At 64.0% G+C, this 12,491-nt stretch carries 11 protein-coding genes; 4 read left to right on the forward strand and 7 right to left on the reverse strand.

All coding sequences use genetic code 11. The annotated features are described in order from the left end of the window. The first annotated feature begins 13 nt into the window (after positions 1-13). From xerD to ACLFLU_RS40700, 3 genes are all read left to right on the forward strand, one after another. On the forward strand, positions 14-982 hold the full coding sequence (xerD, locus tag ACLFLU_RS40690; protein WP_426410240.1) for a site-specific tyrosine recombinase XerD: 969 nt from the start codon (positions 14-16) through the stop codon (positions 980-982). Positions 983-1,170: 188 nt separating this feature from the next. Continuing rightward, entirely contained in the window at positions 1,171-2,133 is a 963-nt protein-coding gene (locus ACLFLU_RS40695) for an acetyl-CoA carboxylase carboxyltransferase subunit alpha (RefSeq protein ID WP_426410241.1), read from the forward strand. Between the two features lie 452 nt (positions 2,134-2,585). Continuing rightward, a complete protein-coding gene (locus ACLFLU_RS40700) occupies positions 2,586-4,079 on the forward strand; it encodes a L,D-transpeptidase family protein (RefSeq protein ID WP_426410242.1) in 1,494 nt (497 codons plus the stop codon). A 26-nt stretch (positions 4,080-4,105) separates the two neighbouring features. Here the strand turns inward: ACLFLU_RS40700 and ACLFLU_RS40705 are convergent, their stop codons facing one another. The 7 genes from ACLFLU_RS40705 to ACLFLU_RS40735 all read right to left on the reverse strand — a co-directional run bounded on the left by ACLFLU_RS40705 (position 4,106) and on the right by ACLFLU_RS40735 (position 11,676). Further along, positions 4,106-4,801: an ABC transporter ATP-binding protein gene (locus tag ACLFLU_RS40705; RefSeq protein WP_426410243.1), complete on the reverse strand. Its 696-nt coding sequence runs from the start codon at positions 4,799-4,801 to the stop codon at positions 4,106-4,108. Continuing rightward, positions 4,794-5,525, reverse strand: a complete 732-nt coding sequence (locus ACLFLU_RS40710) for an ABC transporter ATP-binding protein (RefSeq protein WP_426410244.1) — start codon at positions 5,523-5,525, stop codon at positions 4,794-4,796. The genes ACLFLU_RS40705 and ACLFLU_RS40710 overlap by 8 nt, the downstream gene beginning before the upstream one ends. After that, a complete protein-coding gene (locus ACLFLU_RS40715) occupies positions 5,515-6,618 on the reverse strand; it encodes a branched-chain amino acid ABC transporter permease (RefSeq protein WP_426410245.1) in 1,104 nt (367 codons plus the stop codon). The genes ACLFLU_RS40710 and ACLFLU_RS40715 overlap by 11 nt, the downstream gene beginning before the upstream one ends. Positions 6,619-6,624: 6 nt before the next feature. Next, the gene (locus ACLFLU_RS40720) at positions 6,625-7,839 is read right to left on the reverse strand and encodes a substrate-binding protein (RefSeq protein WP_426410246.1); all 1,215 of its coding nucleotides are present in this window, start codon (positions 7,837-7,839) and stop codon (positions 6,625-6,627) included. 4 nt (positions 7,840-7,843) lie between these two features. Continuing rightward, positions 7,844-8,701, reverse strand: coding sequence for a branched-chain amino acid ABC transporter permease (locus ACLFLU_RS40725; RefSeq protein ID WP_426410247.1), 858 nt, complete (start codon positions 8,699-8,701; stop codon positions 7,844-7,846). Between the two features lie 99 nt (positions 8,702-8,800). Continuing rightward, complete coding sequence (locus ACLFLU_RS40730; RefSeq protein WP_426410248.1) at positions 8,801-10,315, reverse strand: amidase; 1,515 nt, start codon at positions 10,313-10,315, stop codon at positions 8,801-8,803. Between the two features lie 176 nt (positions 10,316-10,491). Next, complete coding sequence (locus tag ACLFLU_RS40735; RefSeq protein WP_426410249.1) at positions 10,492-11,676, reverse strand: substrate-binding domain-containing protein; 1,185 nt, start codon at positions 11,674-11,676, stop codon at positions 10,492-10,494. Between the two features lie 179 nt (positions 11,677-11,855). On the opposite strand from ACLFLU_RS40735, the gene ACLFLU_RS40740 reads away from it, so the two are divergent. After that, the gene (locus ACLFLU_RS40740; RefSeq protein WP_234684745.1) at positions 11,856-12,290 is read left to right on the forward strand and encodes a MarR family winged helix-turn-helix transcriptional regulator; all 435 of its coding nucleotides are present in this window, start codon (positions 11,856-11,858) and stop codon (positions 12,288-12,290) included. Positions 12,291-12,491: the final 201 nt, after the last annotated feature.

Raw genomic sequence — 12,491 nt, forward strand, 5'->3', positions numbered from 1 at the left:
TAGCCTCCGGGGCATGCGCAAATCCTCCGCCAGCGAACCCTCCGACGCCAAGCTCACCGGCCTGTTCCTCGACATGCTCGCCGCGGAACAGGGCGCCGGCCCCAACACGCTCGATGCCTATCGCCGCGACCTCACCGATTTCTCCGAGTTTCTCGGCCGCGTCGGCCACAGCTTTGTGGACGCGGAGACGCAAACGCTGCGCGACTATCTTGGCGACCTCGATGCGCGCGGCTTCAAATCCTCCAGTGTCGCGCGGCGGCTGTCGGCGATGCGGCACCTGTTCCGCTTTCTCCTGAACGAGCGCATCCGCAGCGAAGATCCCGCGGCGATCCTGTCCGGCCCCAAGCGCGGCCGCGGCCTGCCGAAGGTGCTCTCGATCGCCGATGTCGACCGCATGCTTCGCCGCGCCAAGGAGATGAGCGAGGCGGCGGACGCCTCGCCGTCACAGCGGCTGCGGAGCTTGCGATTCTATTGCCTGCTGGAGGTGCTCTACGCGACAGGCCTGCGCGTCTCCGAGCTGGTGGCGCTGCCGCGCACGGCCGCAAAGCGCGACGCCCGCATGATCGTGGTGCGCGGCAAGGGCGACAAGGAACGCCTGGTGCCGCTCAACGAGGCCTCGCGGCAGGCGATGGCGGATTATCTCGGCGCGACGGAGGCGGCGAAAGCCGACAAGAAGAACAGCCTCGCCGCCTCGAAATGGCTGTTCCCCTCGTTCGGCGAGAGCGGGCATCTGACGCGGCAGCATTTTGCCCGCGACCTCAAGGAGCTCGCGGTCGCCTCGGGGCTGCAGGCACGCCTGGTCTCCCCGCACGTGCTACGGCATGCGTTCGCCAGCCACCTCCTGCACAACGGCGCCGACTTGCGCATCGTGCAGACCCTGCTCGGCCACACCGACATCTCGACGACCCAGATCTACACCCACGTGGTCGAGGAGCGTCTGAAGAGCCTGGTGCGCGACCTGCATCCGCTGGCGGAGAAGTAGCCCCAGCCGCGCGGCGGCAGCCGAAACCGCCTTGACTTCGGCCACATCTCCGCAGAAAGAGCCGTGGCCTCATTCGTGATTTGGTGCGCTTCTGGGAGCGCACAGGTCAAGCCTTTGAAGAAGCTACACTTCTTTGACTGAAGCCAACCTCGCTTCGCCTCTCCGCCCCGTCCCCCTATACTGAGTTGATGCCAGACCAGATGCGCAGCTATCTCGACTTCGAAAAGCCGGTCGCCGAGCTCGACTCCAAGGTCGACGAGCTCAGGACGTTAGCGGCCTCCGGCACCGACATCGCCGAGGAGATCGGACGGATCGAGGACAAGGCGGCGCAGGCGCTGGCCGACCTCTATCAGAACCTGACGCCGTGGCAGAAGACGCTGGTCGCGCGGCATCCGCAGCGGCCGCATTTCAACGATTTCATCAAGGGCCTGATCACGGAATTCACCCCGCTGGCCGGCGACCGCAAATTCGGCGAGGACGAGGCGCTGGTCGCGGGCTTCGGCCGCTTCCGCGGCGAGGCCATCTGCGTGATGGGCCAGGAAAAGGGCGATTCCACCGAGAGCCGCATCAAGCACAATTTCGGCATGGCGCGCCCCGAGGGCTACCGCAAATGCGTGCGGCTGATGGAGATGGCCGAGCGGTTCGGCCTGCCGGTGCTGTCGCTCGCCGATTCCGCCGGCGCCTATCCCGGCATCGGCGCCGAGGAGCGGGGACAAGCTGAGGCGATCGCGCGCTCGACCGATGCCTGCATGGCGCTGACCGTGCCGAACGTTGCCATCATCACCGGCGAGGGCATGTCGGGCGGCGCGATTGCGATCACCACCGCCAACAAGGTGCTGATGCTGGAGCACGCGATCTACAGCGTGATCTCGCCGGAAGCCGCCTCCTCCATCCTCTGGCGCGACGGCAGCAAGGCGCAGGAAGCCGCCAACAACATGAAAATCACCGCCCAGGACATGCTGCGCTTCGGGGTGATCGACAGCATTCTGAAGGAGCCGGTCGGCGGCGCCCATCGCGACGCCGCCGCCATGATCGCCACCACGGGCGACGCCATCGCGAAGGCCTTCGACGAGCTGCGCGGCCTCGACGGCGACGCCATCCGCAAGCAGCGCCGGCAGAAATTCCTCGATATCGGCCGGAAACTGGGCTGATTCGGGTTGCTTCCCGTGTCCCGGACGCGGTGCGGCACGAAGTGACGCCCGCAGAGCCGGGACCCAGCTCCTTCCTGGGCCCCGGCTCTGCGGAGCACCGCTTCGCGCTGCGCCGCGTCCGGGGCACGAGAGACCTCTCCGGAGCGCCCCGGTAACCCCGCATTAACCCTTCTTTTGCCCAAATCGGCGATCTCAGTGGCGGTTTGGCTGCAAAGCCCAAAATCGTCCCAAGTTACGGCCCAGTTTAAGTCTCTGTTGACCACACCGCCTCGCCAACGGGCTCGTGATCCCCGGTCGGGTTGCGACCATCAGGCGCGGAGGTTAGAATTTTAATCAATGGCTTCAGGGCATAAGCGCTGGGGCTTGGTCTGAATCAAGTCCGGAGATCCGGTCAGGCCATGCTCCAAAGATCGGGGTTCGCGCTGCTTGCCCGGCACGTTGTGGGGTCCATCTTGAATTCTCGTTCGCTTGCCCGTGCGCTTTTGGCTTCGGTCGCGCTTGCCGCCAGCATTCTGCTGGCCGGCTGCGACACCGACCAGGTCTCGCTCGCGACCAACGCCAAGGCCAACCAGCCGGTTTCGCCAAAGCTCGTCGCCGCGATGGGCGAGAAGGACATGGATCTGCAATCGCCGATCCTGATCCGCCTGTTCAAGTCGGAGGCCGAGCTCGAGATCTGGAAGCAGACCCGCTCCGGCCAGTTCGCGCTGCTCAAGACCTATCCGATCTGCCGCTGGTCGGGCGACCTCGGTCCGAAGGTGCGCGAAGGCGATCGCCAGGCGCCGGAAGGATTCTACTCGATCAATCCGAGCCAGATGAATCCGCAGTCGGCCTATTACCTCTCGTTCAACACCGGCTTCCCCAACGCATTCGACAAGGCGCTCGGCCGCACCGGCTCGCAGCTGATGGTGCATGGCGATTGCTCGTCGCGCGGCTGCTACGCGATGACAGACGAGCAGATCGCGGAGATCTATTCGCTCGGGCGCGAGTCCTTCTTCGGCGGCCAGAAGGCGTTCCAGTTCCAGGCGTATCCGTTTCGGATGACGCCGGTGAACATGGCCAAGCACCGCAACAATCCGAACATGGCCTTCTGGAAGATGATCAAGGAAGGCTATGATCATTTCGAGGTGACGCGGCAGGAGCCGAAGGTCGACTTCTGCGAGAAGAAATACGTGTTTGACGCTGCGAAGGCACCAGACGCCAAGCGCGATCCCGTGTTCGACGCCTCCGCCAAGTGCCCGGCCTATGTGATCCCCGAGGACATCGCCAGCGCGGTGCGCGAGAAAGAGCAGCGCGACGAGGCCGAGTACAACAAGCTCGTCGCCAAGGGCACGCCGGTGGCGCGCATGAACACTGGCATCGACGGCGGCATGAACAAGATCTTTGCCTCCAAGATTCCCGAAGGCTCGACCGGCCTGTCGGAAAGCGCCGAAGGCAATACGTTGCAGATGCTGGCGATGTCGAAGGCGCCGGGCACGATCCCCGGCACCGTCAACCCGCCGAAGCCGAATCTGGAGCCGGCCGCAGCCGCGCCGCAGGAAGAGCCGGTCGTTGCAGTCGCCGCACCCGCGACCAACACCCGCGTCGCCTCGGCCGACAAATCCGGCGGCTTCTTCTCCAACCTCGGCCGCAAGATGGGCCTTGGCGCCGCCGACACGACGGCGACCACGCCACCGCCGCAAGCGACCGCATCGGTGGCCCCCGCGCCGGCAGCACCGAGCACGGCCTCGAAGCTGAAAGCGGCAGTGACCCGCTTCGTGCCCGGCCACGATAAGTCGAAGGACGCCCCGGCGGTTGCCGCAAAGCCCGCCGAGACCAAGGTCGCAGCAACGCGGCCCGCGCTGAAGCCATCGGTGAGCGATGGTGCGACTGACGGCGCGCAGTTCGCCGGCGCCGCGCCGGTGGTGTCGTCGAACTCGTTCGACAGCCGGTTTGGCGCGGTGAAGTAGGCGCGGCAGCGTACCGCGCTCAGTTCTTACGGCGCCAGGTACCGCATCAGCTCCGGATTGCCCCTCACCTCGCCCGCCGCGCCTTGCAGCGCGACTCTTCCGCGATCCAGCACGTAGGCATAATCGGCGACGCGGAGCGCGAGGTCGAGGTGCTGCTCGACAATGATGACGGCGATCTCCTTGGCAAGCTCGATCAAGCGCTCGGTGATCTCCTCGATCACGCCGATCCAGACGCCTTCGGTCGGCTCGTCCAGCAGCAGCAATTTTGGATCGCCGAGCATGGCGCGGCCGATGGCGAGCATCTTGCGCTCGCCGCCGGAGAGCGTGCCGGCGGGTTGGTCGAGGCGCTGGCCGAGTTTCGGGAAGATGGCCAGCACGCGGTCGACCGCGGTGGCATCCTTGTTGAAGAGCGAGCCGACCGCGAGATTGTCGCGCACCGACAGGCGCGCGAACACCGAATGCTCTTGCGGCACATAGCCGATGCCGGCGCGGACGCGCTCCTCCGGCCGCCGGCGGCTGATGTCGCGGCCATCGAAGCCGACCTCGCCCTTCCATGCCGGCAATTCGCCGACGATGGTCTTCATCAGCGTGGTCTTGCCCGCGCCATTGCGCCCGAGCACCGCGACGCCGCCGCGCCAGGGGATGCCGAGATTGACGTCGAACAGGACCTGGCTGCGGCCATAACCGGCGTCGAGATGCTTGATGTCCAAAAATTCAGGCACGGCGCAGATAGATCTCCTGGACGGATTTGTTGGCCTGGATCTCGGACACGGTGCCCGACGCCAGCACCTTGCCCTGGTCGAGCACGGTGAGCCGATCGCAGATGTCGCGGATGAAATCGAGGTCGTGCTCGACGATGACGAGCGAGCAATGCTGCTTGATCGGCTGCAGCAATTCGCCGGTGACGCGGCGCTCCTCCAGGCTCATGCCGCCGGTCGGCTCGTCCAGCAAAAGGAGTTTTGGCTTGCCCGCGAGCGCCATCGCGATCTCCAGCCATTGCTGCTGGCCGTGCGACAGCGCCGCCGCCGCATCGAAGGCGCGGTCGGCGAGACGGAATTGCGTCAGCATGGTCATGACCTGATCGTGCAGCGCGCTCCTGGTGCGGGAGAACACGAGGTCGAGCAGCGAGGACTGCGCCTGCAGCGCGAGCAGGATATTGTCGTACAGCGTCAGCGACGGCAGCACGCTGGTGATCTGGAATTTCAGGCTCATGCCGGCGCGCGCCCGCTCGGTCGGCGTGAAGGCGGTGATGTCGGTGTTGACGAAGCTCACCTTGCCCTGCGTCGGGACCTCGGCGCCGGCGATGCATTTCATCAGCGTGCTCTTGCCCGAGCCGTTGGGGCCGATCAGGCCGTGAAACTCGTTCTCGCCGACGGTGAGTGCTGCGCCATCGAGCGCGGTAAGCTTGCCGAATATTTTTGAGATGCCCGCAGCTTCAAGGAGCATTGTGCTTCTCCTTGACGCCTTCCTTGGCCTTGGCCCCGAAGCTGCCGACACGCTCACGCTCGCCGAGGACAAAACTGATCAGGCCGAGCGGCCGGAACAGGATCACGAGCAACAGCAACAATCCCAAGATGATCGGCCAGATGTCGCGATAATTGTCCGACAGCCAGAAGCTGACGCCCTCGACGATGACGGTGCCGATGACAGCGCCGATCAGCGTGCCCGAGCCGCCGAACAGCACGTAGAGCACCACCTGCGTCGAAACCACAACGCCGACCATGTTGGGCCACACAAAGCCTTCGTGGAAGGCATAAAGGCTCCCAGCGAGCCCAGCGATGGCGCCGCCGATCGCAAAGATGATCGCTTTCAGATGCTGCGCCTTGTAGCCGAAGAAGGCGATGCGCTGCTCGTTCTCGCGCAGGCCGGCCAGCGCGAGGCCAAACTGCGAGCGCACCAGGAAGCGGCAGAGCAGGTAAACGACGATGAGGATGCCGAGGACAAGGTAGTAGAACGCGGGCCCTTCCAAGAATTCGTAGCCACCGAGCGTCATCGATGAAATCGAGGGGATGCCGTTCTGGCCGCCGAGATAATACCAGCCGCGCGCGAGGCGATCGGCGGCGTAGGAGCCGGTGAGCGTGCCGAGCGACACGAAGATCACGCTGGAGGGATGTCGGCCCAGCAGCAGGAAGCCGCCAAGCAAAAGCGAAAAGATGAGACCGATGATCGTTCCCGCCGGCAACACCAGGAAGATGTTAGTGATATCGAGATCACGCGCGAGCAGCGCGACGCCATAGCCGGCCGAGCCGAAGAACAGGGCCTGGCCAAAGCTCATGATGCCGGCGTAGCCCCAGACCAGATCGAACGACAATGCGAACAGCGCGAGGATGATTACGCGCGTTGCGAACACCGTGAGGTAATCCTGCAGCACCAGCGGCGCGACGAGCGCGGCGACGAGCACCACGCCCTCCACGATCGGCAGAATCTTTCGTCCCGCGGCGGCTTGCACCGCCGTCCCGCTAGTACCCATTGCGACGTCCGTCTCCCCGCCGATCTCGGCGGGGATCGCCCGTTTCACTGCGCCCATCGACTTCGGCATTTGACCTTAGCATTCCTTGGGATCGACGAGACCGTCGCTGCGTCCGACGATCTCGTAGTTACCGGCCTTGGCGACGGCGGTGTACATCTTCATCTTGCAGTGACGCTTGCCCGGCACCATCTCGGCCGGTCCGCCCGGCCCTTCCGCGATCTTGGCGTGATCGAGCGCGGCCGCAACCGAGTCACGGTCGACCTTGCCCGCCTCCTTGACGGCCGCTTCCCACAGCTTGAGGCCGCGATAGGTGCCGGTCGCAGCACTGCCGGCGGCGAACAGGAAATTGCCCGGAAAGTCCTTCTCGTAGGCCGCCTGGATTTTTGCGTCGAACGGGTTCTCCTTGGTCAGCACCTTGAAATAGTCGAGGCAGCTCGCGAGGCCCTCGATCTCAGCGGCCTGGTTGATGTTGAGCGTGTTCTCGTCGTAGTAGACGCAGGCCAGACGGCCGCCGTTCTTGAGGAAGCCCGCTTCATAGAGCTGCTTGAAGAACGGGCCGACGCCGGGCGGAATGACGGTGTTGAAGACGACGTCGACCTTGTTGGAGATGATGCGGTTGACGGTCGCGGAGAAGTCGACCTGGTCGAGCGGGTAATACTCTTCGAACACGACCTCGCCGCCGTTGGCTTCGATCACCTTGCGGGCATAGACGTTGAGCGTGTGCGGCCAGACATAATTGGCGCTCGGCAGCGCGAACTTCTTGCCGCCGTTCTTGATCAGCCAGGGGATGAACTCGTCGCACTGCTGCGCCGGCGTCGGACCGGTGCAGAACAGGTAGGGCGTGCACTCCTTGCCTTCGTAGAGCTGCGGATAGATGTAGAGCGTCTTGCCGCGCGCCACGATCGGGTCCTTGATCGCGTTGCGCATCGACGAGGTGATGCCGCCCAGCACCATGTCGACCTTGTCGCGCTGGATCAGCTTTCGGACGTTGCCGACGGCAACCGATTCGTTCGAGGCGGTATCCTCGATGTAGAGCTCGAGCGGACGGCCGAGCAGGCCACCGCCCGCGTTGATCTCCTTGATCACCATCTTTGCGACGTTGGCGTCGGCATTGCCGGCATACGCAATCGGGCCGGTGAGATCGGTCGCGATGCCGACCTTGATCGGGGCTTCGGCCGCATTGGCCCATGGCGCCGGGATCACCCAGCTGCCGACGCCGGTCGCGACCGCACCCGACGCGAAGGCGAAATTGGACATAAAGCGGCGGCGTGAGAGTTGACGATCGAACATAAGACTAAACCCCTTTTCCAGCGATGAGGCCCTGCGGCCGGAATTTGATGAAGGCAATGGCGAGAACGAAGACGAGGACATCGGCGACCACAGGCGCCATGACCCAGGGCAGCGCGGCGCTGAGCGTGCCGATCACGCCGGCGCCGGCGACCGGACCGATGAAGGACCCGACACCGCCGACCATGACCGCAACAAAGCCCTGGATCAGGAAGCGGATGCCGAGATCGGCATAAAGGCTGAACACCGGCACGATCAGCGCGCCGGCAAGGCCGGCAAGTGCCGATCCAAAGGCGAACGTGGCGCCGTACATCAAAGGCGTCGAAATGCCCGACGCGCGCGCCAGCGACGGGTTCTCCAGCGTGGCGCGCATCCGCAGACCAAAATTCGTGCGCGACAGCAGAAGATAGCAGCCCACCATGACCAGCAGCGTGATGATGATGATGGTGAAGCGCCACGCCGAAATGTGCATGGTGCCGATGTCGATCGATCCGCCGATCGGCTCGGGTACGGTGAGATAGAAGCCGCCGATCAGGCCGCGCACGGATTCACGGATGATCAAGCCGAGCGCGTAGGTGCCGAGCATGGCGACGATCGGCGCGGCATAGAAGCGGCGGATGATCAGCGCCTCCAGCACGAAGCCGAGGGCACCGACAAGGAAGGGCGCGGCGACCATGCCGGCCCAGATCGGCATGCCCTTGGCGTAAGCGAGATAGGTGATGTAGGCCCCGAGCAGGACGAACTCGCCCTGCGCGAAGTTGAAGATGCCCATCATGCTGGCGATGATGCCGAGCCCCAGCACGATCAGGACGATGATCGCGCCGAAGCTCAGGATCTCGAACGCCGCGACGAACGCGTTAGCCATTTGATAGATTCTTGTTTTGACGCGTTTTCTTGACGCGAGCCGGCATCCACTTCGCTCGAAAACGCTCTGGTCTTCCGTCCGTCTGCATGAATTCCACTCTCACATCTTCTTCCAGTCGCCGATCTGCTCAAAGGCGTGCGCGGCGCGATAAATGGTGGATTCCTCGAACATGCGGCCGACCAGCATCAGGCCGACGGGCAGGCCGTCGACCATCCCGCAGGGCAGCGACATCGCGGGATGATGGGTGATGTCGAACGGCGCTGTGTTGGAGATCATCTCCAGCGCGCGGGCGACGTAGTCCTCGCGGCTAGCGGTGGGCTCCGGCAGCTTGGTCGCCTTCATCGGTGTCGTCGGCAGCAAGAGCAGATCGTAGTCCTTGAAGGCTTTGTCATAGGCCGCGGTCAGGCGCCGCGAGATGTTGAGCGCCTTGCCGTAATAGCGGGGGCCGAAGGTGTTGTTGATGTAGGTGCCGAGCATCAGGAACAGCTTTGTGGTCTCGGACAGCGAGTCTGCCTGCCGCCGCCAACCGCGGTGGAAATCCATCAGCGAGGTCGAGTAGAGGTCGGCGCGGGACAGGCCATAGCCGTCGCCATACATCATGGTCTGCGTCATGCCCTCCGTGCCGATCGGGGTCCAGATCGCGGGACCGACGAGGTGCATCGGAATCGAAACGGTCTCGACCGTCGCACCCAGATCCTTGAAGCGCTTGGCGGCCTCGCGCACGCTTTCGTTGACGGCGGCCTCGGCAGTTGCCTGCTCAAAACCTTCCTTCAAGATGCCGATCTTCAAGCCCTTGACGCCCTGGCCGAGCGCCTTGGTGTATTCCTCGACCTTCGGCGCCTTGATGCGCGGATCGTAGCCGTCATCGCCGGCAAGCACCTCGAGCAGCAGCGCGTTGTCGGCGACGGTCGCCGTCATCGGGCCGGTGTGGTCGACGAAGATCTCGATCGGCATGATGCCGGTATAGGGCACGAGGCCCCAGGTCGGCTTCATGCCGTAGGTGCCGCAGAACGAGGATGGCATGCGGATCGAGCCGCCCTGGTCGCCGCCCATCGCCATGTCGACTTCACCGAGCGCAACGACGACGCCGCTGCCCGAGGAGGAGCCGCCGGCCGAATAGCCCATCTTGTAGGGATTATGGACGGCCCCAACCGCGTTGGTGTGGCTGCCGCCGGACATGCAGAAGGATTCGCAGTGTGTCTTGCCGAGGATTTCCCCACCGGCGTCCAGGATGCGCGTGACGACGGTGGCGTCGAAATCGGGAACATAGCCTTCGAGCGTGGTCGAGCCGTTCATCATGGGCACGCCGGCCAGCATGATGTTGTCCTTCAGCGCGACGGTCTTGCCCTTGAGCTTGCCGCTGCCGGCGCCTTTGACCGTCGATTTGCGATACCAGGCGTTGCGCGGGTTCTCTTCGGCCGACGGCTGGTAGCCCGGCGTGCGCGGATATTTGACCTCCGGCACCTCGTCCGGCATGGCGCCGACGAGATTGTAGGCATCGATCGAGCCTTGCATCAGGCCGCGGAACGAGGCGACATCGTCGTCGGTCAGTGCGAGGCCGCACTGCTCGGCGACGCTGCGAAGTTGGGCTGGCGTGGGAAGGACAACTGTCACGGCGCTCTCCTGAAGTTTCTTGAAACGGTCTCTTGAAACGCTCTCTTGGAACGTTGGGCGCGGCCGCCCGGGCACGACGCAGGCACCACCGGCCTCGCCGAAACATTCAAAACGGAAATATTTTCCTTTTCAAGTATTATTTTGCGTTTGCGCGTGTCCAGATTGCCGCTGGCGTCTCAGATCGGCTTGATCAGCTTGAAGTCGAGACCGTCGGCCTCGGCGAGATGCATCGGCATCCGAGCGTGCCCGTTGCGGACGGTGACCGGACCGCGGGCGCCGCTGTAGACGATGTTGCGGCCGGCTGCGAGCATCGGCGCCATCGCCAATGTGCCCGCCTTGTTGGCGACCGCCTCGAGAAAGCGCAGGCCTTCGTAGCTGGACTGTCCGACCGAGCCGATCGGCGGCGCATTGGGTCCGAACATGGCGCGATAGTGGCTCTGGAAGTCGTCATTGGCGCGCGCGCCGGTGCCGGTGAAATAGCCGGAGGCGCAGAACATGTTCTCGCTGTTGTCGGCGCCGATGCCGAGCAGCACGGTGTCGTCCATGGCGCCCGCAAACCGCAGCGTGGTGGCACCCAAGCCGCATTCGCCGAAGGCACGGTTGAAGGTGCTGCTGTCAGTGCCAATCAGCGAGATGAGCACGACGTCGGGTCTCGCGGCACGGATGCGCGCCAGATGCGGCTCGTGATTGTCCTCGCCGAGGGGAACGAACTCCTCGCCGACGACGTGGCCGCCGGTTTCCCTGATGTAGTTCTTCACGGCGCGGTGCGACTGCCAGGGCCAGACGTAATCACTGCCGATCAGGTACCAGCGCTGCGCCTTCTTGACATCGGCAAGCCAGTGGATCGACGGCCGGCTCTGCCAGCGCGGCGTCTCGCCGATCGCCATCACGCCCGGCGTCCGCTCGCCGCCTTCATAGACCGGCGTGTAGATGTAGGGGATGCGATGCCGCCGGGTGACGTCGCGCAAGCCGACACGGACCGCGCTGGTGTGCAAGCCGACGATGAGATCGATCTCGTCGAAGGCGATCGCCTGCTCGGCGAGGTTCAGGACCTCATCAAGCGGACCGCCGGCGTCGTAGATGGACAACTCGATCTCGCGGCCCAGAATGCCGCCGCGCTTGTTGATCTCAGCGACCGCGAGCTGCGCGCTATTGGTCGCGCAGGGACCCCAGACCCCGGGTGAACCGGTGCAGCAGATGAAGCCGCCGACGCGCAGCTTGTTCGCGCCACGACGCCTGAGAAAAGCATGATCGCTTGGCGACAGCGCACCATCGGCCGCCGATGACGACAGATTCCTGAACAGCAAGGACGGCGGCAACGCCGGACCGCCGTGAGCCGGGAAGTTTACCGTCGCGCGCACGCCAACTCCTGTCTGGCACCAGACCTGAAAGCACATTGAGCAGGCGGCCGCGGCTTCCGCCCTTTTGTTGTGCAATCATCCTATTTTGAAAATATTGAATATTCAAGAATTGAAGTGCATATAGAAGCAGCATTGATTGCAAGACATTCACTCATTTGGGTCAAGACGAAGTCTTAGCCGTGGCAAAATCGAACGCTCCAATCACCGAACACCTCGCTTATCTGCTCGCGCAAGCCAACCGGGAGATCAACCGGCAGCTCGAACTGCGGTTGAGCAAGGAGGGGGTTCCCGTCGAGCAGTGGCGCATCCTGAAAGTGCTGTCGGACGGCGACGGCCATTCGATGGGCGAGCTTGCCGACGCCGTGCTGCTCAACCATCCGACGCTGACCAAGATGATCGACCGCATGGTCTCCGACACGCTGGTCTATCGCGTGCAGGACCCGAACGACCGCCGCAAGGTGCTGATGTTCATCTCCGACCGCGGCAAGGTGCTGTGCAGGAAGCTCAACTCGCTCGCGGTCGACCAGGAAGAGCATATTTTGGAGAGCTACGGCGACAAGTCGACGAGCGAGCTGAAGCGGCTGCTGGAGAGCTTGATCGACAGCTCGAATTGAGGGTTGGCGCATATCGCGAGAGTTGCGACGAAGCCCGCCCAACAAAGATTGTCGTCCCGGGCGAACGCCGGGACCCATAGCCACAGGACGTTATTATTTCAAAGACTGGTCGTTGCGCTGTTTCGCGCGGTACGACGACTGTGCACCGTCGATAGATTCCGCGGTATGGGTCCCGGCGTTCGCCGGGACGACGACGTGGGT

Origin of the sequence: Bradyrhizobium ganzhouense, assembly GCF_049949285.1 — a bacterium.
In the GTDB taxonomy this organism is placed as follows: Bacteria; Pseudomonadota; Alphaproteobacteria; order Rhizobiales; family Xanthobacteraceae; genus Bradyrhizobium; species Bradyrhizobium ganzhouense.